The organism is Pelagimonas varians (genome assembly GCF_003208435.1).
In the GTDB taxonomy this organism is placed as follows: domain Bacteria; phylum Pseudomonadota; class Alphaproteobacteria; order Rhodobacterales; family Rhodobacteraceae; genus Pelagimonas; species Pelagimonas varians.
The window spans coordinates 99704-126339 of the sequence record NZ_QKMF01000004.1 but is presented as its reverse complement, the minus strand read 5'-3'; the positions used below and the strand labels follow the sequence as shown (position 1 = coordinate 126339).

General features: G+C 54.2%; 24 protein-coding genes and 1 tRNA gene. 12 read left to right on the top strand and 13 right to left on the bottom strand.

Annotation, left to right across the window (positions count from 1 at the left end; all coding sequences use genetic code 11):
* Positions 1–5 precede the first annotated feature (5 nt).
* The 7 genes from C8N36_RS06700 to C8N36_RS06665 form a co-directional block, all read right to left on the bottom strand.
* A complete protein-coding gene (locus C8N36_RS06700; protein WP_097804022.1) occupies positions 6–1271 on the bottom strand; it encodes a glutamate-5-semialdehyde dehydrogenase in 1266 nt (421 codons plus the stop codon).
* A 72-nt stretch (positions 1272–1343) separates the two neighbouring features.
* The gene (gene proB, locus C8N36_RS06695) at positions 1344–2450 is read right to left on the bottom strand and encodes a glutamate 5-kinase (RefSeq protein ID WP_097804023.1); all 1107 of its coding nucleotides are present in this window, start codon (positions 2448–2450) and stop codon (positions 1344–1346) included.
* Complete coding sequence (gene obgE, locus C8N36_RS06690) at positions 2438–3484, bottom strand: GTPase ObgE (RefSeq protein WP_097804024.1); 1047 nt, start codon at positions 3482–3484, stop codon at positions 2438–2440. The genes proB and obgE overlap by 13 nt, the downstream gene beginning before the upstream one ends.
* 276 nt (positions 3485–3760) lie before the next feature.
* A complete protein-coding gene (locus C8N36_RS06680) occupies positions 3761–4300 on the bottom strand; it encodes a GNAT family N-acetyltransferase (protein ID WP_097804026.1) in 540 nt (179 codons plus the stop codon).
* Between the two features lie 166 nt (positions 4301–4466).
* Complete coding sequence (gene rpmA, locus C8N36_RS06675; protein WP_097804027.1) at positions 4467–4736, bottom strand: 50S ribosomal protein L27; 270 nt, start codon at positions 4734–4736, stop codon at positions 4467–4469.
* A gap of 18 nt (positions 4737–4754) precedes the next feature.
* Positions 4755–5336 (bottom strand): 50S ribosomal protein L21, encoded by a 582-nt coding sequence (locus C8N36_RS06670; RefSeq protein WP_097804028.1) that lies wholly within the window; start codon positions 5334–5336, stop codon positions 4755–4757.
* Between the two features lie 206 nt (positions 5337–5542).
* Positions 5543–6343 carry a DUF2059 domain-containing protein gene (locus tag C8N36_RS06665; RefSeq protein ID WP_097804029.1) on the bottom strand — a complete coding sequence of 267 codons (801 nt, stop codon included), beginning with the start codon at positions 6341–6343 and terminating at the stop codon, positions 5543–5545.
* Between the two features lie 147 nt (positions 6344–6490).
* Between C8N36_RS06665 and C8N36_RS06660 the strand changes: the two genes are divergently transcribed.
* Both C8N36_RS06660 and C8N36_RS06655 read left to right on the top strand, forming a co-directional pair.
* Positions 6491–6580 (top strand) — tRNA-Ser (locus C8N36_RS06660).
* Positions 6581–7494: 914 nt separating this feature from the next.
* Entirely contained in the window at positions 7495–7797 is a 303-nt protein-coding gene (locus C8N36_RS06655) for an SH3 domain-containing protein (protein ID WP_097804030.1), read from the top strand.
* 447 nt (positions 7798–8244) lie between these two features.
* Here the strand turns inward: C8N36_RS06655 and C8N36_RS06650 are convergent, their stop codons facing one another.
* A complete protein-coding gene (locus C8N36_RS06650) occupies positions 8245–9162 on the bottom strand; it encodes a LysR family transcriptional regulator (protein ID WP_097804031.1) in 918 nt (305 codons plus the stop codon).
* Positions 9163–9254: 92 nt separating this feature from the next.
* On the opposite strand from C8N36_RS06650, the gene C8N36_RS06645 reads away from it, so the two are divergent.
* Genes C8N36_RS06645 through C8N36_RS06625 form a run of 5 tightly spaced genes read left to right on the top strand, consistent with a single transcriptional unit; the run spans position 9255 to position 15573 of the window.
* The gene (locus C8N36_RS06645; protein WP_097804032.1) at positions 9255–10754 is read left to right on the top strand and encodes a CoA-acylating methylmalonate-semialdehyde dehydrogenase; all 1500 of its coding nucleotides are present in this window, start codon (positions 9255–9257) and stop codon (positions 10752–10754) included.
* 23 nt (positions 10755–10777) lie between these two features.
* On the top strand, positions 10778–12055 hold the full coding sequence (locus C8N36_RS06640; protein WP_097804033.1) for a CaiB/BaiF CoA transferase family protein: 1278 nt from the start codon (positions 10778–10780) through the stop codon (positions 12053–12055).
* A gap of 22 nt (positions 12056–12077) precedes the next feature.
* Positions 12078–12941: an enoyl-CoA hydratase-related protein gene (locus tag C8N36_RS06635; protein WP_097804034.1), complete on the top strand. Its 864-nt coding sequence runs from the start codon at positions 12078–12080 to the stop codon at positions 12939–12941.
* Positions 12942–12959: 18 nt separating this feature from the next.
* Entirely contained in the window at positions 12960–13928 is a 969-nt protein-coding gene (locus tag C8N36_RS06630) for an enoyl-CoA hydratase/isomerase family protein (protein WP_097804035.1), read from the top strand.
* Between the two features lie 43 nt (positions 13929–13971).
* Complete coding sequence (locus C8N36_RS06625; protein ID WP_097804036.1) at positions 13972–15573, top strand: GMC family oxidoreductase; 1602 nt, start codon at positions 13972–13974, stop codon at positions 15571–15573.
* 453 nt (positions 15574–16026) lie between these two features.
* On the opposite strand, the gene C8N36_RS06615 is transcribed toward C8N36_RS06625, so the two are convergent.
* On the bottom strand, positions 16027–17145 hold the full coding sequence (locus tag C8N36_RS06615) for a LacI family DNA-binding transcriptional regulator (protein WP_097804038.1): 1119 nt from the start codon (positions 17143–17145) through the stop codon (positions 16027–16029).
* 79 nt (positions 17146–17224) lie between these two features.
* On the opposite strand from C8N36_RS06615, the gene C8N36_RS06610 reads away from it, so the two are divergent.
* The 3 genes from C8N36_RS06610 (at position 17225) to C8N36_RS06600 (ending at position 20684) form a co-directional block, all read left to right on the top strand.
* Positions 17225–18406, top strand: a complete 1182-nt coding sequence (locus C8N36_RS06610; protein WP_097804156.1) for a phytanoyl-CoA dioxygenase family protein — start codon at positions 17225–17227, stop codon at positions 18404–18406.
* 260 nt (positions 18407–18666) lie between these two features.
* The gene (locus tag C8N36_RS06605; RefSeq protein WP_097804039.1) at positions 18667–19452 is read left to right on the top strand and encodes an HAD-IIB family hydrolase; all 786 of its coding nucleotides are present in this window, start codon (positions 18667–18669) and stop codon (positions 19450–19452) included.
* An 11-nt stretch (positions 19453–19463) separates the two neighbouring features.
* Positions 19464–20684, top strand: a complete 1221-nt coding sequence (locus C8N36_RS06600) for a glycosyltransferase family protein (RefSeq protein WP_097804040.1) — start codon at positions 19464–19466, stop codon at positions 20682–20684.
* Between the two features lie 3 nt (positions 20685–20687).
* Here the strand turns inward: C8N36_RS06600 and C8N36_RS06595 are convergent, their stop codons facing one another.
* Both C8N36_RS06595 and C8N36_RS06590 read right to left on the bottom strand, forming a co-directional pair.
* Positions 20688–22436 (bottom strand): alpha-amylase family glycosyl hydrolase, encoded by a 1749-nt coding sequence (locus C8N36_RS06595; RefSeq protein WP_097804041.1) that lies wholly within the window; start codon positions 22434–22436, stop codon positions 20688–20690.
* Positions 22437–22675: 239 nt separating this feature from the next.
* A complete protein-coding gene (locus C8N36_RS06590; RefSeq protein WP_170125829.1) occupies positions 22676–23200 on the bottom strand; it encodes a hemerythrin domain-containing protein in 525 nt (174 codons plus the stop codon).
* A gap of 188 nt (positions 23201–23388) precedes the next feature.
* On the opposite strand from C8N36_RS06590, the gene C8N36_RS06585 reads away from it, so the two are divergent.
* Positions 23389–24390, top strand: coding sequence for an aldo/keto reductase (locus tag C8N36_RS06585; RefSeq protein ID WP_097804043.1), 1002 nt, complete (start codon positions 23389–23391; stop codon positions 24388–24390).
* Positions 24391–24463: 73 nt separating this feature from the next.
* On the opposite strand, the gene C8N36_RS06580 is transcribed toward C8N36_RS06585, so the two are convergent.
* Complete coding sequence (locus C8N36_RS06580; RefSeq protein WP_097804044.1) at positions 24464–24799, bottom strand: cupin domain-containing protein; 336 nt, start codon at positions 24797–24799, stop codon at positions 24464–24466.
* A gap of 319 nt (positions 24800–25118) precedes the next feature.
* On the opposite strand from C8N36_RS06580, the gene C8N36_RS06575 reads away from it, so the two are divergent.
* A complete protein-coding gene (locus C8N36_RS06575; protein ID WP_097804045.1) occupies positions 25119–25958 on the top strand; it encodes a HalD/BesD family halogenase in 840 nt (279 codons plus the stop codon).
* Positions 25959–26126: 168 nt separating this feature from the next.
* Here C8N36_RS06575 and C8N36_RS06570 read toward each other — a convergent pair whose 3' ends face one another.
* Complete coding sequence (locus tag C8N36_RS06570) at positions 26127–26471, bottom strand: RidA family protein (protein ID WP_097804046.1); 345 nt, start codon at positions 26469–26471, stop codon at positions 26127–26129.
* Positions 26472–26636: the final 165 nt, after the last annotated feature.

The window sequence follows — 26636 nt, the reverse complement described above, 5'->3', positions numbered from 1 at the left end:
GACGTTTAAGGTCTGACCGATCCGTCACCGACAACAAGATACTTGAAACTCGTCAGCTGCGCGGCCCCAACCGGGCCGCGTGCATGCATTTTGCCAGTCGCGATGCCAATTTCAGCACCCATGCCGAATTCGCCACCATCAGCAAACTGGGTCGAGGCATTTCGCATCAAGATTGCGCTGTCCACCCGGGCAAAGAACCGATCAGCAGCCGCGTCATCTTCGGTCAGAATACAATCGGTGTGATCTGAGCCATACTTGCGGATATGGGCAATCGCCGCATCGATATCATCGACCACTTTGGCGGCGATAATCATATCCAGATACTCGCGCCCCCAATCCTCCTCGGTGGCTTCTTGCGTACCTTCGATCGCTTTGAGAACCTCTCCCGCCCGAACTTCGACACCGGCAGCGAGCAATGCCTTGACCAGCCCTTGACCAATGGTGTCAACGACATCGCGGTGAATAAGCAAGCATTCCGCAGACCCGCAAATGCCAGTACGGCGCGTCTTGGCGTTCATCACAACAGACAGCGCTTTGACTGGATCGGCAGCTTTGTCGACGTAAATATGAACGATCCCCTCAAGGTGTGCAAAAACCGGCACCCGCGCTTCGCGTTGGACCAACCCCACAAGGCCTTTTCCCCCGCGTGGAACAATGACATCAACAGTTTCGGTCATGGTCAGCAATTCACGCACCGCTGCGCGATCACGGGTCGGGATCAACTGAATGGCATCTTCCGGCAGGTCCGCCGCCTGCAAACCAGCAACCAAACAGGCATGGATTGCACTAGATGAATGAAAGCTTTCCGAACCTCCGCGTAAAATCACGGCATTGCCAGCCTTAAGACAAAGCGCACCAGCGTCTGCGGTTACATTTGGCCGCGATTCATAGATCACGCCAATAACACCCAAAGGGGTGCGTACCCGGCGAATATTCAAACCCGAAGGCTGATCCCATTCTTCGGTCACCTTGCCGACAGGATCATCTTGCGCGGCCACGGCGCGCAGGCCGTCAACCATGCCTTGAATGCGCCCTTCGTCCAGCATCAGCCGGTCGAGCATTGCGTCAGACAGTCCTTTGCCCCGGCCAAATTCCATGTCTTTGGCATTCGCTTCGATGATATCGGCGCGCGCAGCCCATACTGCATCGGCAGCGGCTTCAAGGGCGCGCTGTTTGACCGGCCCCGGCGCAAAAGCGAGCTCGGCAGAGGCGGCTTTTGCGCGCGCCCCGATGTCGGCCATAAGGGCGGGAATGTCTGTCAGATCTTTCATGACGGCGTCCTTTTTGCGAAGGGTTTGGTTGGGAAAAGTGTTAACGTTTTTGTGCTGGGTCAGAGCGCATTGTCAAAGTGCCATGTCATCGCGATGAACCAAAACGGCCCGGCCGGAGTATCCTAAAACGGACTCAATCTCGGAGCTGTGCCGCCCCGCAATGGCCCTCGCCTCGGATGCGGTATAGCGCGAAAGCCCCTGCCCCAGCGTTTCACCGGACGGAAGCTGGATTGCGACCGGTTCGCCGCGTCCGAAACGCCCTTCGACCCCGCGCAAACCAGCAGGCAACAAAGATTTTCCAGATGCCAAGGCCTTGGCTGCGCCATCATCGATCAGCAAAACCCCTTGGGGTTTCATCGCAGATATCCAGCCCTTCCGGGCTGCATAGGGGTCAAGTTGTGGTGTGAACAACGTATTTGCAGCACCGTTCTTCAATCGACGAAGCGGATGATTTTCGGCCCCATGCATGATGATCATTGCGCAGCCAGACGCGGTGGCCGTTTTGGCTGCCAAAACCTTGGTTTTCATCCCGCCCTTTGACAGACCCGATCCAGCATCACCGGCCATCGCCTCGATCTCAGGGGTGATATGATCAATGATATCAATCCGCTGCGCCGTAGGATCCTGTTGAGGATTGCCCGTGTACAGCCCGTCCACATCCGACAAGAGCACAAGTAGATCCGCACCAACGGTTGCCGCGACTTGGGCCGCCAAACGGTCATTGTCCCCATATCGGATTTCATCAGTGGCGATTGTGTCATTTTCATTCACAATCGGAACGGTCCCAAAGCCAAGCAATGTTGACAGTGTCGCGCGCGAATTCAAATACCGGCGGCGGTCGGCGCTGTCTTCCAGCGTGACCAAGACCTGTGCTGTGATCAAATCATGTGGGGCAAGTGCCTCTTGCCAAGCGCGGGCCAACCGAATTTGTCCAACCGCTGCTGCAGCTTGGCTTTGCTCCAAAGGCAACTCAACCATCGGCAAGCCAAGGATCCTGCGCCCCAAGGCAATAGACCCCGAGGAAACCAATACAACATCCGCACCAGAGGCCCGCAATTCTGCGATATCTATTGCGATGGCATCCAGCCAGTCGCAGCGCAAATCACCGCTGTTCCGGTCGACCAAAAGCGCCGAACCGATCTTGATAACAACGCGCCTTGCTTCGGTCAGGGATGCCAAGTCCCGTCCTCCTCCTCGTCGATAACAACAGGGCGATCCGCAGCGCGGCGGGCGTCGACATGGGGGCGCAGTGCGCGCAAAACATCCGTTACGCCTTCGCCAGAAGCACCTGACATCAGCAGCACGTTTTCAGCGCCAATCGCTTCCAGCTCGTCCTTCAAGAACGCGCGTTCTTCTGCGTCCAACGTATCAATCTTGTTCAGAACCGTGACGCGGGGCTTGTCAGCCAACCCTTCGCCATAAGCTTCCAGTTCGGAGCAAATCGTTTTGTAATCCTCAAGCAAACTGCCTGAGCTGCCGTCGATCAAGTGCAGCAACACGGCGCAGCGTTCGACATGGCCCAAAAACAGATCACCAAGACCACGCCCTTCATGGGCACCTTCGATCAGGCCGGGAATATCCGCGACGACAAATTCATTGCCATCAACCAGCACAACCCCAAGATTGGGGTGTAGCGTTGTAAACGGATAATCGGCGATCTTGGGGCGCGCGTTTGATGTCGCAGCCAAAAAAGTCGATTTACCGGCATTTGGCAAACCCACAAGACCCACGTCAGCGATCAATTTCAGGCGCAGCCAAAGGGTGCGGTTGATCTCGTCCTGGCCCGGATTGGCCCGGCGCGGTGCCTGATTGGTCGAGGTTTTGAAATGCAGGTTGCCCCAGCCGCCATTGCCGCCTTTGGCCAGCAAAACGCGCTGTCCCAGTTCGGTCAGGTCGGCAATTACAGTTTCCTGATCTTCGTCGATAATTTCGGTGCCAACCGGCGCGCGCAAAATGATGTCTTCACCATCTTTGCCAGTACGCCCACGGCCCGCACCAGACTGCCCGTTGCCAGCAAACCAATGCTGCTGATACCGAAAATCGATCAATGTGTTCAAGCCGTCTACGGCCTCGACCCAGACACTGCCGCCCCGTCCGCCATCGCCGCCATCCGGCCCACCGTATTCGATGAACTTCTCGCGGCGGAAACTGATGCAGCCATTGCCCCCGCCACCAGAGCGGATGTAGACTTTGCAAAGATCGAGGAATTTCATCGGACAGGGCTTTCACTATAGGGTTCGGGCGGTGTAGCGGGGATGGGCGGTTTTCTCAAGCGGGCTTGCGTCATTGCCGCCGTTCTTTCATCAAACAAACACTGTTTACTAGCGCTTCCTTGCCCAAGGCGTCGGCACAGCGCATGAAAATAGCACAGAGTGCCAATTGGGCCATCCCCCTTGGCCTTGGGTTTTGCGATGTCACCGCTCAGCCCAAGGATCAGTAGCCGCACCCAACCGGACAATTTAGGCGCGGCCATTGGTCAAAACCAGAGCCTACGCAAGTTTCTTCAAATAGGTCCAGGTCGGCACTTTGGCCGCCCTCGACACGCAGTAAACTTCGGCGTCACCGATGTATTCAAAACCGCAATTTGTCAAAACACGGGCCGAAGCCGGATTGTCTTGAAAAACGGAGGCAAAGATGGTCGCGTTTTGCATCGGATTTGCTGCCACCAAAGCTTCGACAGCTTCAGAGGCCAACCCAGTGTTCCAAAACAATGGCGCAACCCAATAGCCAACTTCGGATTGTTTGCGGTCCATCCGTTTCAGCGTGATCGCCCCCATAACTTCGGCACCGCCGACCTTAGTGGCATCGATGACCCAGACATCTTCGTCCCGGTCAGACCCTGCGGCCCGATCAATCATTGCCTCAACGACACCGGGCGGCAATGGATGAGGGATGGTCGGGGTCATTTGCGCTACGCGCACTTCACCCGCGTAATGCTCCAACAGGCCAATGTCTGACCGCCGAACGGGACGCAGGTCAAACCGCTCAGTTTCAACAACTGGTTGGTCTTGGATTTGATCTAGGCTCATCTGCACTCTCCTCCTGTGCATTGCCTGTAATACATAGGCATTGGGGAACGGTTAAACCGCCGGCTTGGCGATTTTGTGACTGGTTTTGCCCACATTCCCGTATTCAAAACGAAAAGGGGACCGGCACTGCCGATCCCCTAATTGTCTTGTAGACCTCTAGGTCGGCTTATTCAGCGGCCTCCGCCACTGGAAGCACCGAAATAAAGGTTCGGCCTTTCAGGCCTTTGCGGAAGGTGACTGCGCCTTCGACAGTTGCAAAGATTGTGTGATCTTTGCCCATGCCTACGCCTTCGCCCGGCCAAAACTTGGTTCCGCGCTGACGCACGACGATATTGCCCGGAATAGCCGCTTGGCCACCGTACAATTTCACACCAAGACGGCGACCAGCTGAGTCGCGACCGTTGCGGGAGGAACCGCCAGCTTTTTTATGTGCCATGTGTTGCTCTCCTTAGCCTTAGGCCAGTGTTTTGGCTTGCTCAACCCACTCAGCTTTGACTTTGGCACCTTCAAAGGTGTCCGCGTCAACTGCTGCAAGTTGTGCAAAAGTTGTGATGCCGGCGTCTACCAGCTTTTTGGCGGCGGCGGGGCCGACACCAGTGATCTCGGTCAGATCATCTGCACCAGCAGCCGCAGCCGCTTTTTGAGGAGCAGCAGCGGCCGGAGCAGCGGCTTTTGGTGCGGAGCCCGCGCCAACAGCAGCTTTTACGCCGGATGCATCTGCGCCAGAGGCCAAGATGTCTGTGATACGCAGCAAAGTAAGCTGCTGACGGTGACCCTTGGTACGCTGCGAGCCGTGCTTACGGCGACGCATGACGAAGTTGATGGTCTTTTCGCCTTTGATCTGGTCGACGATTTCCGCCTGAACACCAGCGCCAGCCACAAAAGGCGCGCCAATGGCAGTGCTTTCGCCGCCAATCATCAAAATGTCGTTGAACTGGACGGTTTCGCCCGCATCAGCAGCCAGCTTTTCCACACGGAGGATATCACCCGCCTGGACTTTATATTGCTTGCCGCCGGTCTTGAGTACCGCGAACATCGCGTGTTTCCTTTCATATCGCGTTCTTCGGCCCCCATTTCTGGGCGTTCAGGACCTTAGGGCAAATACCCAGGCCGCCTAGAACCGCGCGTCCCGCCAAGGACGTTCGTTTCAACAAAAAACAAAAGGCGGAGCAATCGCCCCGTCCTTTGAAGCGCGCTTATGCACGTGCGCCCGCCGCCTTGTCAAGCAATGCTTATGCCGATTTACAGATCGAGCCCCTGCAATTGCTGGGCTGCCGCTAATCCCAAGGCGTAGGAGATTTCGTCATACATGGCGTTGAACCCCGCGAACAGCGCGCGGTTAAGCGCCCTGCCCTCAGGACTTGCTGAAAACGCAGTGTATTTTTCAAGATCTCCGTCTTCCAACGGGCCATAGGCCATCATCAAGAATCCATAAATCCATTCTTCGGTGTCTTTACGGGTCTCGGCCTCTTGGGCCCAGACATCCGACAAGATCTCACTTTCGCTCATTTCAAAGCCGCCACCATCGACCATACCGCGATAAAATTGAAACGAGGCATTTAATGCACCGGTGACATTCGCCTCGATCAAATCATTGGCCTGAATAAAATCGGTCACCCGGTCGAGCACCCTATCCTCGGCTGTATGATAGGAACCGCGGGCTGCCTCTTCGACGCTATCATCGATCATTGCGCGCCGCGCGCTCAACTCCAAGGACACCGCACGTTTTCCCAAATCCGATTCAAAAAAGTTCAAAATCCCGGCAGTATCGGTATCGCCCAAGACTTCGCCGAAATTGCGGCGAACCAGTTGATCCATTTTACTGGTGTCATAGATTTCCTCCAAAATCCCCTGCCAGCGCGCATTTTCACCGCCAGCAAACAGGTCGGTTGCCATTTCGGAGCCATAAAGCACGCCCTCTTCACGCATGATGTCCAACAATTGGTCAAGTTCAAGCGCATCAAGCACGTCGTCCGACGGAGCGGCATGAAGGGGGAAAGCCAGTGTCAAAACCATCAACCCAGCAAAAAAACGGCGAAACATCCCTGAATCCTTCTATTGTATTCCCTTTAACGGTAGGCCTCGCGGACAAGTTTTCCAAGGGGGCAGCTCATACATGAGCGGATTGTGTAAATTTCTTGTTGCAAGCCCCGACAACGCGGTCTAAACGCCCCACACCAAGATCCCCGCGGAGAGGTGCCGGAGTGGTCGAACGGGGCGGTCTCGAAAACCGTTGAGCCTTCACGGGTTCCCAGGGTTCGAATCCCTGTCTCTCCGCCACTCGCATCCCGAGTGCACACGTCGCTGAAAAGACGTAGTTGTTTGAGACGTAAATGATCCCTACCACACACGACGATCGAACACACTTAAGCTGTACACACGTTCAGGACGACCTCTGAGCGGCATTCTCCACCCTAAGATCTTGGATGTTCTGCGCAAGCTTTAGGACGCTTTTGATTACACGTCCAACTGTAGAAAAATGAAATGGTCCTGCCTTTTTCGACAAGATCGGGTCTTGGTTAAAATGCTGCTGATTTTAGTTTAAGCGGCTTTTCGTAGCTGTGCTTGGTCGACCTATGTCGTGTTCGCGGAGCGCTTGTTAAGGGCGGTGCGCATTGAACGAGGGCATATCTATCATCACAGCGCTTTTTTCGCTGTGAACCGCCGCCAAACCCGACGTCATCTGGCCGAAAACACCCCGTTCGCTCCCTCGCCTCCACCGTGAATAGAGCACCTACCGGCGTGATTTATTGGCGCTGCGGTACACTGGATTTTGTTGGCAAGGGGCGGGAAATTGAACCGCTGAACCGCCGCTTTGGGCCAGAACCGCATGTCTCAGTCCTCCGGTTATGTCATTTGCCCCCTTTGACCTCGCACAACTGGAATGGTGAAAATGACTTTTGTCGGATAGGAGTTTATTGCACCGAATTGGCAGGGTCTTTTCGCCCTTCGAAAAGCCAAATTCTTTGGGCGAAACGCCCTAGACCGGTCCATGCGAATATTGAAAAACGCTACGCAGGAGCCTCACCTAAGCAGGCATTCACCTTCTATGCGGCGCAATTGGATTTCATCTGACAGCGAGCCGCATTCGCGCCGGTCACCCGACCTTACCGATAATCCCCCCTCTAAGGGTGATTTCCTTTAGTGGTTCAAAAGACTACACCCATAGGTAAAACTGGCCACAGGAGAGAACGATGAGCAGAGTAATCTTTGTCGCGTTGATCGCAATTGCATTGGGGACCACCTTAGATCCTAAACCGGCAGCAGCAGGCTCGCTTGGAAACTACGAGGTCTTTGGCGTCGATAACGATGATATGTTGAAATTACGGGCAGGACCCGGAATTGGTTACAAAGTGATCCTAGGCCTTCCGAACGGAACCGCCTTGCGTGTCCACAGCTGCCAACAGACCGGCGCGACCCGCTGGTGCAATGTGTCTTTGAAAAAGGCCCGGGGGCTTAAGGGACATGTCTCATGGGCATATCTACGCAAAATGTGATCGCGCTGAGGTCAACTTTTGAGATCTGGAAACTTGTGCTGAGGGCCTCCCCCAAGCGGCCCGTTTTACCGGTCGCGAAGCAGGCTGTCGCAGCAGTTGGCTGTCACGACATCCGGCAGTTGGCCCCCTCCCCTCAAATGCGACAGCAGTCCTTTCGGTAGAGTGCCCAAACAAGTACGGGTTCTAACGCTGTACTGAAAGCCCCATGATCTGGGCCGCTTTTATCACTGCGGATCAGCCTATCACGCCGCCGTTTGAACGCCATCGGAGGCCTATGCGATCAGGCACATAGTGTTCGTAGGAATGATCACCCGCCCGCGGGCCATTCACCCTGACCGTCTTGATGTCCATGGCCTGCCACTCAAAAGCGATATGGACCGGATGATCAGGTGCAGCCCATGACCGAATGCTACCTTGCGAACCACGGAAACTGTGCGCAGCGGCTAATTAGCGCCATGTGGCATCCAAGGCCTCAAATGCAGCCATAACATTTGGGTCCGATTTACGGGAGGCAAGAGTGACGAAGCGCAGGGACGTTTCGATTTTCACCCTGTTTGAAATCGCCAGGCCACGAGACTGCCTTTCCTCCAAAGCAATCGACTCTCTACATAGACTAAGCCCTATGCCAGATCGAACCATCGCCAACATTGAGGGTTCCTGATCCACAAGGCAAACCGGGTCAGGTTTGTTATCCTGACCGGCGTAGATACGCGCTATCAATTGATGGTGAACCGATTGCGTTGGTGTCCCGATCCAAGGCATTGCCGCCAGTTCGTTCCAATCTTTGTCGGCAATACGTTTCCCCCAACCAGCAGGTGCAATGACGCGATAGGTGAAATTGGTCAATTCTCGTTGGTAGAAAATCGATTCCTTCTGGTTTTCACCCTCCGGCTCATAGCTGCTCAACTCACCCAGAAAAAAACCTACATCCACGTGCCCCTCGATCAGGTGCTTTATGATGTCGCCGCTGATGCCATGCATGAGCTTGGTATGCAGGTCGGGATATCCATTGACCAGTGCCGCCAGAAATGCCCCGAGCCGAATGAAGTCCGGGTCCACAATGGTCCCTAGTCGCAAAGTTCCCCGGACATTGCCGTTGATCCGTCGGGCTGTTTGTCCAAACTCGGCAATCGCTGCCTGTATTTTTTCTGCTTTAACGACAAGTGCTTCGCCATCCCGTGTCAATTTCACACCCTTCGGCGTCCGGTGGAATAGCTCCATCCCGATGTCTTGGCTCAAACGCTTCAGTTGAAGGCTGACCGCAGGTTGGGTGAGATGTAGTCGTTTTGCCGCGCGCGAAACACTGCCCTCTTGGGCGACAGTCACAAAAGCGTTCAGGATGCGGATGTCAGAGATTGGCTTCATATAAATCAGGCTTATATCACCTCACATCATTAGTCATTGGATTTTTGAAGTTCCATTGGTGAATGTCCCCCTAAGCTCAGGAGGAATAGACCATGACGACCACAGAAATCGGCCACTACATCAATGGCGAAAAGTTTGCTGGAACACGCACAAATACTCAGGACGTGTTTAACCCTGCAACGGGCGCAGTGACCGGAAACGTGGATCTTGCCACCACTTCGGACGTGGACAAAGCCGTCGCTGCTGCCAAGGCCGCTTTTCCCGCCTGGTCAGACATGCCCCCGATCCGTCGAGCGCGACTAATGAACAATTTTCTGAACTTACTGAATGAAAACAAAGACAAACTGGCTCGGGCTATCACGGCAGAGCATGGCAAGGTCTTTACGGATGCGCGTGGAGAAGTGGAGCGCGGCATAGATATCGTCGAATTCGCTTGTGGTATGCCTCAGCTGTTGAAAGGCTACTTCACCGATCAGGTTTCGACTGGAATCGACAATTGGACAATGCGTCAGCCTTTGGGCGTGGTCGCCGGTGTGACGCCGTTCAACTTTCCAGTCATGGTTCCGATGTGGATGTTCCCGGTTGCGATTGCTGCTGGAAACACGTTTGTTCTCAAACCCTCCCCAACGGATCCGACCCCCTCGCTCCTATACGCAGCGCTTATGAAAGAGGCCGGTTTCCCGGATGGCGTTTTCAACGTCGTTCAGGGTGACAAGGTCGCAGTTGACGCCTTGCTGGAACATCCCGATGTGCAGGCAGTGTCCTTTGTTGGATCAACCCCAATTGCAAATTACATTTACGAAACCGGTGCACGTCATGGCAAGCGCGTGCAGGCACTCGGCGGGGCCAAAAACCACATGTTGGTTATGCCAGATGCGGATCTCGAAAAAGCAGTGGATGCACTAATGGGCGCGGCCTATGGCTCGGCCGGAGAGCGTTGCATGGCCATTTCCGTAGCCACTTTGGTCGGCGACGTGGCTGACAAAATTGTACCGATGCTCAAAGACCGACTGGCGCAGCTCAAGGTCAAGAACGGTGTCGAGATGGACGCCGAAATGGGCCCCATTGTGTCCAAGGCCGCTCATGAGCGCATCACCGGCTATATCGCCAAAGGTGTCGAAGAAGGTGCCGACCTGATTGTTGACGGACGCGGCTTTACCCTTGAAGGCCATGAAGATGGCTATTGGATGGGCGGCACACTCTTCGACAATGTCACTCGGGATATGACAATCTACAAAGAGGAAATCTTTGGCCCAGTTTTGGCCTGTGTCCGTGTCAAAGATTTTGCCGAAGGGGTTCAACTGATCAACGATCATGAATTCGGAAACGGTGTCAGCCTGTTCACCCGTGATGGCAATGCAGCGCGCGAATTTGGCCGCAAGATTCAGGTCGGAATGGTGGGCATCAATGTGCCTTTGCCTGTGCCTATGGCCTGGCACGGCTTTGGTGGTTGGAAGAAAAGTCTGTTCGGCGACATGCATGCCTATGGCGAAGAAGGCGTGCGGTTCTACACCAAACAGAAATCCCTGATGCAGCGCTGGCCGGAAAGCATCGCCAAGGGGGCAGAATTCGCCATGCCTGTCGCCAAGTGACCCCCTAAGGAGGAGCGAATAAAATGCAAAAACCTGAAGATGAAAAGCTAGAGGGCGGCCCTCTTTCCGGGATCACAGTACTTGATTTTTCGCGCGTTCTGGCTGGCCCGTATTGCACCATGGTTCTAGCGGATCTTGGCGCGCGGGTGATCAAGGTTGAAAAATTCGGGACAGGCGACGATACCCGCGCCTTCCCCCCCTTTGTCGACGCCGAAAGCGCATATTTCATGTGCTTCAATCGCGGTAAAGAAAGCATCGTGCTGGACGTCAAATCACCACGGGATCGTGAACTATTAGAGCGCTTGTTGGACACCTCTGACATTCTTGTTGAAAACTTCCGGCCTGGTGTAATGGATCGGTTGGGCTATGGCTCTGACCGGTTGGCGAAGACGCATCCACATTTGATCTACGCCTCGATTTCCGGTTTTGGACATTCCGGGCCGATGACGGATTTGCCGGGCTACGACATGGTGGTTCAGGCGATGGGCGGCGTTATGAGCTTGACCGGCTGGCCTGGCGCACGACCTGCGCGTGTCGGCACCAGCTTCGGGGATCTGGGTGCAGCTCTGTTTGGTGTCATCGGCATCTTGTCTGCTCTCTACAAACGGACCAAAAATGCGCAGGGTGAACGGGTAGATATCGGCATGCTGGATTGTCAGGCGGCTCTGATGGAAACCGCATTGGCGCGTTATGATGTCGAGGGAACGGTGCCCACGCGCACCGGCGATTGCCACCCGTCTCTGGCCCCGTTTGAAACCTTTCAGGCGGAGGACGAGCGCTTTGTCATCGCCGCCGGTAATGATCAATTGTTCTTGCTGATGGCGGACGCTCTCGATGCCCCGGCGTTGGCAATGGCACCGGACTTTGCGACCAATGATTTGCGGGTGCGCAACCGCCCCAAAATGGTTGCTGCAATCGAGGCCGTGACATCGAAGAAACCCGTAGAACATTGGCTGGACGCATTGAATGAGGCCGGTGTCCCCTGCGCGCCAATCAATACGATCGATCGTCTTTTGGATCATCCACAGCTTTTGTCCCGTAACATGATCGTACAGGTCGAGGGGGCGGGCAAAAAGCCGTTCCGAACAGCGGGCAACCCTATCAAGCTGGATGCCTACAAAGACATTGATCCCACTGAACCTCAGGTGGCCCCGGGGCTCAACCAGCACAGGGAGGCCATTTTGGCCGAGAAAATGGCGGATTTTGAAGCCTATGACCAGAATGTCTCGGCCAAAGCCAAACACACTGATGAAGCGCCAGCAGAAGGCACTCACTGGACCGAATTCGGTCTGAAACGCTGAATAAAAATTCCGGGAAAAGACCATGACAAGCAGCAATACAAAATCCAAATTGACCTCCGAAGCCGCACCCAAAACAGAACTGGTTGCAGCAGCCACCGCAGAACCGGCTTCGACCGCACTTGAAGAAATCATCGTCGAACGCCGCGGCAGTGTCGGACTGATCACCTTGAACCGTCCCAAGAGCCTGAATGCTCTGAACCTTCAACTGGCCAAAGAGGTCATGCAGACGCTGAAGAGCTTTGACGCGGATGATCGGATCGGGGCCGTTGTCATCACTGGCAGCCCGCGCGCCTTTGCGGCGGGTGCGGACATCGAAGAAATGGCCGAAAAGACATTGGTCGAATTGCTCGGAAATGACATTTTCGCCGAGTGGGATCAGATGCGGTTTGTCAAAAAGCCGGTGATTGCCGCAGTCAGCGGGTTTGCGTTGGGCGGTGGGTTCGAACTGGCCCTGATGTGCGATTTCATTATCGCCACTGAAGATGCGCAATTCGGCTTACCTGAAATCAAGTTGGGAATTCTACCGGGAATTGGCGGCTCACAGCGGCTGACAAAATCAATTGGCAAAGCACTGGCTATGGATTTGATTCTGACCGGTCGCACCATCGGCGTTGACGAAGCCAAAAGTGCCGGGATCGTAGCCAGAGTGGTTCCGACCGGAGATTTGCTGCAAACCGCTCTCGAGGCAGCCTACCAAATCGCGGGCCTGAACGCCCCTGCCGTTGCGATGGCCAAAGAAGCGGTCAACTATTCTTTAGAAACAGGACTGTCCGCAGGTGTGTTGCATGAGCGCCGCTTGTTTCAGGCCGCCTTTGCGACTGAAGGTCAAAAAGAAGGTATGGCTGCGTTTATCGCCAAACGCGCTCCCGTTTTTCGCAATTGCTGATTTAGGGAGAGCAAGAGAATGTCTTTTATAGCCGCTGAAAAACATGGCCGGGCTGGGATCATCGCCCTGGATCGGCCCAAGGCAATGAATGCTCTGAATTTAGGGATGATCCGCGACATCGACAAGGCGCTGGACCGGTTTCAGGCTGACCCGGATATCCACTGCGTGGTGCTGCAATCCACCAGTGAGCGTGCGTTTTGCGCCGGTGGTGACATGCGCCGCATTCGTGAATTATGCCTTGAGGGACGTTTCGATTCTGCCGAACAGTTCTTTCACGAAGAATACACGCTGATAGAAAGGATCGCGGATTTTCCCAAACCCTTTATCTCATTGATAGACGGAATATGTATGGGCGGCGGCATGGGGCTTTCGGTTCATGGGACTTATCGTATTGCGACTGAACGTGCCGTTTTTGCCATGCCTGAAACCGCTATTGGGTTCATTCCAGATGTGGGCGGAAGCTATTTCTTGTCTCGCATGCCGCATCATTTCGGAGTTTGGATGGGCTTGACCGGCGCGTCGGTTCGCGGGTTTGACGCTCACGCGCTTGGCATTTCGTCGCATATGACGGTTGCGGAATCCTTGCCGCGAATTTTGGATGAACTGTGCACTGGCCCGCGCTCAATTGAAAATATTCTGTCTGATCAATGTGCAACACTTGGCTATCAACCAAGCGTTCTGATGCTGGCCGATACCACCATGTGTTTTGATCAACCAACGCTGTGTACGATCTTCGATTGTTTGGAACAACATCAGTCCAAGTCCAAGAAAAAGGCATTGATCGCACTGAGAAATGCGTCGCCCCGTAGTCTGCACGAAACTTTGACGCTGCTACGAAGCGGACAGGACCGGTCCCTGTCAGACTGTCTGAAGCAAGAATTCGAAGCCATGCGCCGCGCAATACGTCATCCGGACCTCAACGAGGGTGTGCGTGCCGTGCTTGTCGATAAGGATCACAAGCCGAACTGGCATTCCCAAACAATCTAAATAGCCGTCACGCGCGTGCCGTCCAAAGCTGAAAGTTGAACATATGTCACAAAGCTCAGAAGAATTCGACTACGTGATCGTCGGTGGGGGTTCGGCAGGCTGCGTGCTGGCCAATCGCCTTTCGGAAAACCCCGCAAACAAGGTGCTCCTTCTCGAGGCCGGGGGAAAGGATAACTATATCTGGATCCACATTCCCGTCGGGTATCTGTATTGCATGGGCAATCCAAGAACGGATTGGGGGTTTCAAACCAGCAAGCAGGAAGGATTGAATGGCCGGGCTTTAAACTATCCGCGCGGGCGTGTCTTGGGCGGCTGTTCCTCGATCAACGGTATGATCTACATGCGAGGCCAAGCAAATGACTATGACACTTGGCAGCAAATGGGCAATGTCGGCTGGGGCTGGGAGGATGTCCTACCCTATTTCAAGAAATCTGAAGACTATTATGCCGGTGCAGATGACATGCACGGTGCCGGGGGCGAATGGCGGGTCGAAGAGCAGCGGCTGACTTGGGAAATTCTTGATGCCTATCGCGACGCCGCTGCAGAGGCGGGCATCGCCAAGGTCGAAGATTTCAATCGCGGCGACAATGAAGGCTCGGCCTATTTCCGCGTAAACCAGCGTGATGGATGGCGCTGGAACACGTCCAAGGGTTTTTTGCGGCCCGTCCGGAAGCGGCCTAACCTCAAAATTGTGACCAACGCACAGGCGCGGCGCGTGTTGTTTGAGGGCAAGCGCGCGGTGGGTGTCGAGGTGGAGATTGGTGATAGCATCACCCGATACATGACAAACGGCGAGGTGATCCTCTCCGCTGGCGCGGTGGGATCTCCGCAGCTATTGGAACTGTCAGGGATCGGAAATCCGGAGCATTTGCGCAGCCATGGCATAGAGGTGCTGCATCAAAATGATTCTGTTGGTGAAAATTTGCAGGACCATTTGCAATTGCGTGCGGCTTTTCGGGTCGAAGGTGTCAAAACGCTGAACCAGCGCGCGGGGTCCTTAATGGGTAGAATTGGGATCGGGCTTGAATACATGCTGACACGGTCAGGCCCCATGTCCATGGCACCTAGCCAGCTCGGCATATTCGCTAAATCGGGCCCCGAGGTCGAAACCGCAGACCTTGAGTTTCATGTCCAACCCTTGTCACTAGAGAAGTTTGGAGATCCGCTGCACCCCTTCCCTGCCTTCACCGCCAGCGTTGTTCCACTTCGTCCGACCAGCCGGGGTTCCATCCATATCACGTCCAAGGATCCCAAGGCGCATCCGTCAATTGACCCCAAATACCTGAGCACCGAGGCCGACAAACTCGTTGCAGTGCGTGCCATTCGGTTGGCCCGTGACATTGCCAACCAAAACGTCATGCGCAAGTACAACCCGTCGGAAATCAAACCTGGTGCGGCCTACCAATCAGACGAGGATCTGGCCAAGGTTGCCGGCGACATCGGCACGACGATCTTCCACCCGGTTGGAACGTGCCGCATGGGCGCTGATGACAGTGCTGTGGTGGACACTCATTTGCGTGTCAAAGGGGTTCATGGGCTGCGTGTTGTGGACGCCTCGGTCATGCCGACGATAACCTCCGGCAATACAAACTCTCCAACCATCATGATTGCAGAGAAAGCGGCCAACTATATCTTGCACAATTGAGGCTTAAGGTCCCTCCTTTCAACAAACGCACCGCGAGTGACGTCAGCAGTGGAGCAAAAAATCCCCCGTTTGGTCAGCGCCCAGATGGGGGCGTCCTTTCTTTGCAAAGGGATTGAATTGCTCCCGAGTGAACCCGATATTTCCGGTTCGCCCTGTTCAGGTTTTGGCATTCCTTCGATCTGTCATCCCGCCTCAGGGTTATGCGAGCAAGGCTTGATTTCGGGCGATGGTGATTGAAGTCAATACGCGCCGCAACTGCCACAGTGCATGCACCTATGCTGCTGACCAGATGTTCATCCAAACCTGCGTCTCGACATCAGTGCCATTTCGGCCCAAATGCGCATGCATTCCGTCCGATCTGAAAGTGCGCAGTGATCGTAGCACAGATACAAATACTGGGTATCACATTTTGGCCTGGCCGCAGCCCTTCGCAGCCTCGGCATGCGCGGCAATCTACTGCTGTACAGAGCCTTTTGGATCTTTCACCTTCCTTTCGGCCGGAACAACAGAATTTTGTCTTCGCGCCTGGCTGGGATTGATTGGCCGCCGATGCGAGGCCGGAACGTTTTCAGGTGTTACGATTTGAACGTTGGACATCGTTGCACTTAAATCTCCAGAGATGAGCTTGTGATACCGGAGCAAGGCTTGGAACACATTCTCCAGATCGATCCGCAGATCGTGATGCAGTACGAAATCAAGCTGCCCTGCATCCAAGAGCCTCCGATTGTCCTTGTCCAGATCGTGGGCCACATAGATGTCTGGCAAAAGGCCATGCTGTTCCAGAACGCTCAGAATTGCAGGATTGCCTCCGCCCATGGAGTAGACGGCTGAGAAATGCTCCAGCCCTTCCATAGCGTCATGCATGACCCGGGAGGTTTCAAAATGGACGCCACTTCCGCCGCTCAGATCACAAATGCGGATCCTTGGGCACAGCCTGTTCAACGTCGCGACAAAAGCTGCTTCTCGCTCTTCTTCGCCTAAAAACCGGTCGTTGCTTCTGGAAGTCAAGACCGTCCCGCAGACGTCTCCTATCGTTTTGGAAATCAGATAGGCCGCCGTGCGTCCAGCGCTTTGATTGTCCAAACCCACATAGGCGATGCGCTGTGTTTCACTCAGATCCGTAACCAGAGTGACCACGGGGATACCGGATGCCACCAGATTATCGACGGCGGCTCTGATGGCAGGGACATCGCGCACCTTTAGGCACACGCCGTGACTGCCGCGTTTCGAAATACGCATTAGGGCCTGCAAGACGTCCTGCTCGGTCATAATTTCCTGCATCAAAAACCGGGGGCGGCACACTGCCCCACCAATGCGCGGCAACACATGCTCTGTGGCCTGCCGTACCTCTCGACTAAACCGCTCCGGCGCTTCGATAACAAAGTCAAAGAACAAACGGCGTCCCCGCGCGGCCAGTTGAGCCTCTTGTCCCTCCAGTTCACAAATGGCCGCCGCGACCCGCGTTTTCGTCTGCGGACTGACATGGGCACGTTTGTTGATAGCACGGTCAACCGTTGCTGTGCTCAAACCGGATTGTCTGGCAATTTCTTTGATGGGAAAGCGATGGGTCATTGATGTGTTTTTGATGTATTTTCGCGATCTGATCAAGGCTGAGTTGCAGCACACTGTTCCCACCAAGAGGAGAGCGACCATGACTGCCCCAGCCGAAACCAAAGTTGGCTTTTTTGATGCCGACGCCTGCGATCTGTGCGAATTCACCAATCTGATCGAGCGAACCACTACCCCAGCGGCGGTGCCAAGAGCCAGCGACATCCAAAAGAACATCCCGATTTACGACATGTCGACCCTGCGGGCACCGCTGGAAGAAACAGATGAGCGGCGTGAAATCCTGACCGAATGGGCGGGTGTCTTGATGGATGGTCCGGGTGTTTTAGTCTTGCGCGGAGCCTATGCCGAGACCGCAGTCTTGGACGAGGCAACATCGGCCTACGAGGCAATTATCGCAAGGGAGGCTTTGGCCAGCGATGGCGGCGGCGATCACTTTGCGGCCGCGGGCTCCAACGACCGCATCTGGAATGCACTGCAAAAGCTGTGCGAAGAAGCCCCCGATGTATTTTTGCGCTACTTCGCCAATACTTCCATAGATGCCATTTGCGAAGCGTGGCTCGGCCCGAACTACCAGATGACCGCCCAGATCAATCTGGTGCATCCGGGCGGCGCAGCTCAGCAAGCCCACAGGGACTATCACCTCGGTTTTCAAACCGCAAAGATCAGCGCTGAATACCCGGCACATGTCCATGATCTGTCACCGGTTCTAACGCTGCAAGGTGCGATAGCGCATTGCGATATGCCGATTGAAAGCGGGCCGACCAAACTGCTGCCGTTCTCACAGCTATACCGTGCAGGATATGCAGCTTGGCGGCGGGAAGATTTCCGTGTCCTGTTTGAAGACCGACATGTCCAACTGCCGTTGGCCAAAGGCGACGCCCTTTTCTTCAATCCAGCGCTGTTTCACGCGGCGGGTGCGAATACGACAAAGGACATCCACCGAATGGCGAACCTATTGCAGGTGTCTTCTGCTTTCGGGCGCGCGATGGAAACTGTGGATCGCACAAAAATGTGCAAACTTCTGTATCCTCACGCCGTGCAAAGTCAAAAGGCCGGTACACTCACCACATCTGAACTGCGCTCATCAATTTGTGCGGCGGCTGAAGGGTATTCTTTTCCCACCAACCTGGACAGGGATCCCCCAAAAGGCGGACTTGCGCCGGAAACCCAACAGGCGCTGTTTATCCGTGCAATTGCCGAGGGTCTGACCGAACAGGGATTTTCAGATTGCCTCGACTTGATGGCTAAGAACCAAAAACCCTAGCCGTTGGAGCACTGCGTCCAAGGCAAATGCCGGTCCATACAGATGCGGATTAATTTTTCCGCATCTGTATCCAATCCGAAAGATAAATAGGGGGCCATTCATTCACCTAAATCTTTGGATTAAATACGCTTTGGCCGCACGCCCAATAATTAGGCAGAATCGCCAAGTCAGTCGAAAAATTCGCTTGAATCCACCTGCCTGAGCCGGTTACGGAGCCTGCCGCGTTGCAGTGCCAACTACGCCGCTTCATAAACGACAGCATGACAGCCACCACTGACTTGATCGTTTTTACCGACCTTGATGGAACCTTGATCGATCATGACACCTATGATTGGTCTCCAGCGCAACCGGCACTGAGCGCGCTCAAAGGTATGTCCGCAGGTGTTGTGCTGGCAAGCAGCAAGACCGCCGCCGAAATCATCCCCCTGCGCCAGACGCTTGGACTGCACCAATGGCCCGCGATTGTCGAAAACGGAGCGGGCATTCTCTCGCCAAATGGTGCCGAGACACAGGACGCGTCGCAATATAACGAATTGCTGTCCATCCTGACAAAGATCCCGCCTGCACTGCGCGACTTGTTTCGCGGTTTCGGGGCATGCTCGCCCGAACAGGTCATTGACATGACCGGCCTAACGGCCAAAGCCGCACAATTGGCCAAACAAAGGATGTTTTCCGAGCCGGGACTATGGCTTGGCACCGACATGCAAAAAGCTGAGTTCTTGAAGATACTCACAGCGCAGGGTGTCACTGCCCAGCAAGGTGGCCGGTTCCTGTCGCTTTCGTTCGGCACCAACAAAGTCGATCAGATGCGCCGCATAATCGAAACCTATCGCCCAAAACATACCATCGCCCTCGGCGATGCACCAAATGATGTGAAGATGCTGGAACATGCCGAATTTGGTGTTGTTATTGCCAATCCGCATCGTTCCCCCCTCCCCCCTTTAACCGGTGAAGAAGACGGTCACATATTGCGCACCAAGGCCTCCGGCCCAATGGGATGGAATATGGCAATACATGACCTGCTTGACCGACTTGAATTGCATTAGGACCAACGACCATGGCTGATTTTCATCAAAACGGAAACATCACAACGCTTCACAATCTGCGTGCCAGATCTGCTGATGAGATGGAGCATGAGCTGTCCGTCTTTGCGCAGTCGCGGAAAATATCCCTGATCTTGCCTTGCCTGTTTTCCGAGCTTGAGGGACAGGCGATGCCGCACATTCTGTCCGAACTCTCCAAGGTGAGTTATCTGCACAGAATTATCATCGGGCTGGATGCAGCCGACGAGGCGCAGTTTAGACATGCAAAGACGTTCTTTGAAGGTCTCAATCAAAACCACATTGTCATCTGGAACGACAGCCCGCGTATGTTGGCATTGGGTGCGCGGCTAGAGGCGATGGGACTGGCCCCCACTGAAAAGGGCAAAGGCAAGAACGTCTGGGCCTCTCTTGGGTATCTGATCGGCTGTGCGGACAGCGCCGTTATGGCGATCCATGATTGCGACATCCTGACCTATGACAAAGAGATGCTGGCAAGGTTGGTCTATCCGGTGGCCAACCCTACGTTCCCCTATCAGGTGGCCAAGGGGTATTATCCGCGGATTGGTGGCGGAAACCTCAACGGGCGGGTGACGCGCCTATTGGTCAGCCCGCTGCTGATTGCGCTGAAACGGGTTATCGGGGATCGCGACTATATCGATTACCTGCGCAGCTTTCGCTATCCGCTATCTGGTGAATTCGCCATGCGCACGGCGATCTTGCCAGACTTGCGCATCCCATCCGACTGGGGCCTCGAAATTGGCGTTCTGTCCGAAGCATGGCGCAATCTTGCCCCCAAGGCCGTGTGTCAGGTCGATATTTCCGACGCCTATGACCACAAACACCAAGAGTTGAGCCCCGAGGAATCCAACGCTGGTTTAAACCGCATGTCTACAGACATCTGCAAAGCCATATTTCGCAAATTGGCGGCAGATGGCACTGTGTTTACACCGAACGTTTTCCGCACGTTGAAAGCCACTTACTACCGCTGCGCGTTGGACCTTTTGGAGGCCCACTACAACGATGCAAAAATGAACGGCCTGACCATTGACCGCCATATGGAAGAGCGGTCAATCGAACTGTTTGCCGAAAACATCGTGCGCGCCGGGCAGATCTTTTTGGACAACCCGCATGAGACACCCTTTATCCCAACTTGGAACCGCGTCCATTCTGCCGACCCGTCGTTTATCTCGGATATGACCGCAGCGGCGAAGGCCGACGAAGAAGACTATCTGTAGCGATCAACCGCGATTGGAGATCCAGCGACATTGATAGGGTGCAAGGGTGATTTTCTCTTGCGCCATATCGATGTGATCCCCGCTCAATAGATCCACCCAGCTTTCATCATCGATCAGGTTCATCGATTTGTGAGACACATCCACAGGCTGGTCGCTTACATTGTGCAGGGCAAATATGGATTGATTGCGGTCAAGGCTTTGACGCCACACGCCAAAGACCCGGTCATCCAGCGACAAGGTGAATTGTGTCGCGTTCGGATGGAACGCCGCCTGTTTGGATCTGATCCGCAACCGGTCCGACAAGGCATTTAGAACACGCGATTGCGGTGTGGCCGGATTATCCAGCAAGCCGTTCAATGTCGGATAATCCCAGCGGTGACGGTTGATTGCACGGTTCATGCCGCGATGCTCAACTTGTTCGTGGTCGTTCGGCGTGGCCAGCATGGAATGAATGTAAAACGCCGGAATCCCCTCAAGCGACATCACAATGGATTGCGAGCAGACGAAACGGTCAAAGTGGTATTCATCTTTTCCGTCAAAGGTTTGTCCGGTTGCCTCATAGAAGGTCGTATTGATTTCATAGGGGGCTTCGCCGCCGTCGGGCAAGGCCCGCATGGACACAAGTCCGCCAATATCCTTGATGGTTTCGATCATTTTCGCCTGTTCACCTGCAGGCAAAATCCCTTCGGCAGGCCGCATTCCAATACCATCATGGCTGGCGGTAAAATTCAGATAGGCACATCCCAATTGCGCAGGCGGCATCCCGCTTTGCCAACGCCGCAAATATTGCGCAGAGCCGGACATGACGGAATGCAAAATCAACGGCGGCAACGGGAAATTATAAATCGCATGGGCTTCGTTCCGTTTGCCGAAATAGCTGAGGTTTTCAGCCTTGGGAACATTGGTTTCTGTCAGCAAAATGATCGTCTCGGCGGCATAGTCACACAGCATGCGCATCAACTGCACTATGGCATGGGTTTGCGGCAAATGGATCGAAGACGTGCCCGGTTCTTTCCACAAGAAGGCAACCGCATCCAGCCGGATGATCTGCACGCCATTGTCGACATGCAGTCGAATGATCCGCAAAAACTCCAACAACACTTCGGGATTGCGAAAATCCAGATCAATCTGGTCGTGGCTAAAAGTGCACCAGACATGGCGCGGCCCGTTTGCTGTTTCCACCTTTTGCAGCAGCGGCGTTGTGCGCGGTCTGACAACATCGCCTAAATTATCTTCCGGCGAGGCTTCGAAAAAGAATTTGTCGTAGGGCGCCTGTCCCTGAAGGTAGCTGTTAAACCATGTGCCCTGACTGGACACATGATTGAGCACAAGATCGGACATCAGATGAAAATCTTCGCTGATCCGTGTGATATCGGGCCAATCCCCTAGCTGCGGATTCACTGTGCGAAAATCCGAAACTGCAAAACCATCGTCAGAGGTATACGGAAAGAATGGCAATATATGCACGCCATTCACCACGCCCTTCATCCGGCGCAGCAAGAAATCATGCATAAGATCGAGCGGCTTGTGCGTGCCATCCAAAATCGAGTTGCCATAAGTGATCAGCAAGGCATCTTTTTCGGTCCAAAGGTTGTTGCTTGGCAATCTGCCCCTTTTTCGAGGTTTGGTTCCTGCGGGCCAAAAGGCCTCAACGATCATGCTCAACAAAATATCGGAATCGACGTCCGGATAAATGCTGCGGATCAAAGACGTCAGACGTCTGCTAAATGAATTGGCTTGGCTCGTTTGCATCCATCCATAAAGGTTCAAAACCGGCGCATATTCAAGCCGGTCAATGCCATCACAAGGAATGACACGGGAGCTACGCCCAAGCGACGTGAAATGAAAGTTTTTCGTGCAGCGCGCCTAGTTTTTGAGCACAAACATGATGATCCATGTTCCAGGCTTGCAGGCGCGGCCCTTCTCCAAGATCCTATCCCACAATGCCGATGACCTGCCGGCCAAGCTGGGCAACCCACCCGTCCGCCTTCCTAAATCAACCCAGTCCGGCCGTGCCGTAGCGCAAGATCGTTTATGGTCGTGTGGAACTGACCGATTGCAACATCCCCTGCAGTTCGCACCTGCAGCGCAGCATTCGCGTGTTCTACAAAGGTATTGAGATGGCCATCCAACGCATGGTGGTCATGATCAAGCAATTCAAAAGCCCGGGCAATACGCGCGTCCTTTTGTTGAAGAACGGGAAAGTAATGACCATCCTCAATGGAATGATGGCCATGCAATTCTTGCACAAACGTGGAGCCAAGCCGCCCTGTCTGTTGCTGGAACAGTCGCAAGTCCATATGTCTGTCGATCACACTTTCGGTGTGGGTTTGCAACTGCTCCAAAATCCGTCGAAACATCATGTGACGGTCCAGCCAAAACCGGATCAACCCATCATACCCTTTGTCTGTTTCCCATTGTGATCGCGGATAGTCATGGAGCAAAACACGTAGCGCGTCTGGCAAACCTGTGCGCACATCCAGATGCAACAACTCTGCGGGACTTGACGGGGGCATGTTTGAAACCTTGCAACGACGACGCCGGAACTGGCCAAAAAAGTATAGTCCGTTTTTGGACGTTTTCCAGCGGCGGCGCGACTTGCATGGACAAAACATCCTGCACTTGAGAAACTAGCGCAGAGAATGCGGACCAATCTGCCTCGGCAGTTGCTGGCTGGCAGGTCAATTTGATCAGGGACACAGATATGCAGATGAGAAACCTTGGCAATAATGGACCGTCGCAACACCCTATCGGAATCGGAGCGATGTCCTTTTCCAATTTCTACGGAACCACGAATGAGGGCGAAAGCCATGCCATTCTTGACGCTGCAATGGCTGCAGGCGTCACCCATATTGACACCTCGAATGTCTATGGAATGGGCACATCCGAAACGGTTATCGGCACCTACTTCAAGGCCAATCCAACCGCAAAAGATCACTTCACCATTGCGACCAAAGGCGGGATCACCCGCAATCCCAACGGATCGGGCAACATTTTTGACAATTCGGCCGAACATCTGGAAACGGCGCTGGACGCAAGCCTGAAACGGTTGGGGCTCGAAGCTGTAGATCTCTATTACTTGCATCGCCGCGATCCAGCCGTGCCGGTCGAAGATGTGACTGAAACACTGGCTCGATTTGTCAAATCGGGCAAAGTTAAATCCATCGGATTTTCAGAAATCGCGCCGACAACTTTGCGCCGTGCCCATGCCGTGCATCCCGTCGCCGCCGTTCAATCCGAATACTCTCTGTCCACCCGTTCCCCTGAAATGGGCCTGGTGCAAACCTGTCGTGAACTTGGAACGGCCATGGTGGCGTTTTCTCCGGTCGGGCGTTCGCTTTTGACCGACACGCCCCTTGGATCGGATACCATCAAAAACCTTGCATTCCTGGCTAACAATCCTCGCTTTTTGGAGCCAAATTACAGCGCAAACATTGCGGCAATCGCCCCGTTTCAGGCATTGGCAGCAGACTTGGGTCTATCAACTGCGGGCTTGGCCATTGCGTGGATTTTGGCCCAAGGGGATCACATCATACCCATCCCCGGCACCCGTTCCGTTGCACATTTCACCCAACTTCTCGAAGGTGCGGACCATCTGCTCACCGCGGATGAAGCGCAGAGGATTGATCAAATCCTGCCCATTGGCTGGGCGCACGGAGAGCGGTATTCGCCCGCACAATGGAACGGTCCCGAGCAGTACTGCTGATATGGACGGATAGCTGTTTAAAGATTGAGGGCGCTTGGGAGGCCGCCAAATGTGCGGCCCCGATCGCAATCCGTTACCCTTTGATCGGATATCGGTCCGCTTCTTGAAACACATCGATCACACGTGTTCCGGCCTTGATCTTCGCACCGTGAACAATTTCAGCTGCAATGGAATAGCTGTCCCCGGGCCGATAGATCTTAGTAACTCCGTCGATCGTAAATTCTATTTCACCCTCAACCACAGTCCCCCACTGCGCTCCATGCGCGTGTGGCGGCAAAACCATATCTTTGAGAAACGTAAAAAAGGCCACCATGCCAGCGTCTGATTTGATGACCGCCGTTTGCACGACATCTTCGGGAAAAGGCACATCTATGCTTGGAAATGCAGAGATAAACCCGGGGTATGGCATGGAGGTATCCTTTTGAACGATTGGGATAAAACGGTTTTCTTCAACTCACGATATTACTTTGGCGTCCATCTGGCCGCCAAAACCCCCGAAGTAGACCAAATCAACAGGCCCCAATGTGCGACCGAGTCTGGTCATTGATACATTAAAACTGCGCCCCTGTCGCCCAGAACCGCCTGTGAGATCAAAGCCGCATCCCGTCCGGTTTCAAGTTGGCAGCAGGTCCATTCTCAACACGCAAAATCGTCACACCCGATGTCGCAGACAAGCCAGAACACCTCTGAAATCCGTCTCAAACTCAAAAAAACGGAAAGTCACAGTGATGTATAGCGGTATAGATTTGATCAACCTTGACAGATATCCAATCCATTTGGATGATCCATTGCGACAGAGCGTTCTAGCCAAGGCCCGAGCAGATCTTGCGCACGACGGGTGCGCCATTCTGAAGGGCTTTTTGACGCCAGCCGGCATCGCTGCGTTAACCGAAGAAGCTGACCGTGTCGCCTCCAAGGGCCACCGTTCGTTCAGTCGTACAAATGCTTATTTTACGCAAGATGATCCGGATCTGCCGCCCGAAGACCCGCGCCGCCAATTCTTTGAGCGGTCAAATGCATTCATCCCCGCCGATAATTTCACCCCGCATGGACCGCTGCGTACAGTTCATGATTTTGAGGGGTTCGATCAATTCATTCAGGACTGCCTTCAAGAAGAGCATTTCCACCGTTACGCTGACCCTCTGGCCGATGTGATCGTGAATATGGCTGATGAGGGCAACGGCTTTCCATGGCATTTTGACACCAACAATTTCACGGTAACACTTGCCATCCAGAATGCCGAAGGCGGTGGCGCGTTTGAATATGCCCCCGCAATTCGAGAAGTAGATGAAAATTTTGACGAGGTCAGCCGCGTGATGGACGGATCGTCGGATAGGGTCAAAGTGCTAGAACTCGAACCGGGTGATCTTCAACTGTTTCGCGGTCGGTATTCCTTGCACCGGGTCGCCCCTCTCAAAGGGAACCGGCCGCGTTACGTAGCGATTTTTTCCTATGTGGACGAACCTGGAATGGTCGGAAGCGTCGAGCGCACCAAACAGCTTTACGGGCGTGTCTTGCCCATACACATTGAACGGGCAGGACAACGGTTGGACAGTTTCATCGATTGAAAACACGTGGCAGTACGCCCGATAAGCGGCGGCCGGTGTGTTGACAGTATTCTTTTCGCCATTCTGGCGAAAATGCGTCCTTGCATTCAAGAAAACCCCACCCGAATTGCGTCAATAAACCCGACATTTCAAGACCATGACGGGTTTACTTGAGGCACAACCTTCAGATTAACTTTTGACGGCGGTGATCATCACTTCGACCAAGAATTCAGGTGTCGCCAGCTTGCTTTCGACGCAGGCGCGCGCAGGCGTGTTTTCGGGGTCAACCCACGCATCCCAAACCGCATTCATCTCACCAAAAAGCGCCATGTCTGCTACCCAAATCTGCGCCTGAAGAATACGTGACTTTGAGCTGCCCGCAGTCGCCAGATGGCGATCAACAGAGGCCAGCATGTCCTGGGTCTGGCTGGTCATATCGGGGCCACGTCCAACCTGACCAGCGAGATAGATCATATCACCATGAATGACGATCTGGCTCATCCGCGGGCCTGTTTCGTGCCGTGAAATTTTCATTTTTGTTGTCTTTCTTATAGAACTAGAAGGATGGGAAACTGTGCTGGAGTGGAAGTCGGTGATCAAACGTTCCGTCCTAGTAACCCCCTATTTTCAAGGAGGTCCAGCCATCGCCTCAAAATACGCGGGAAAAGAGTGCGTCGCCCTATTCTTTTGTGATTTGAA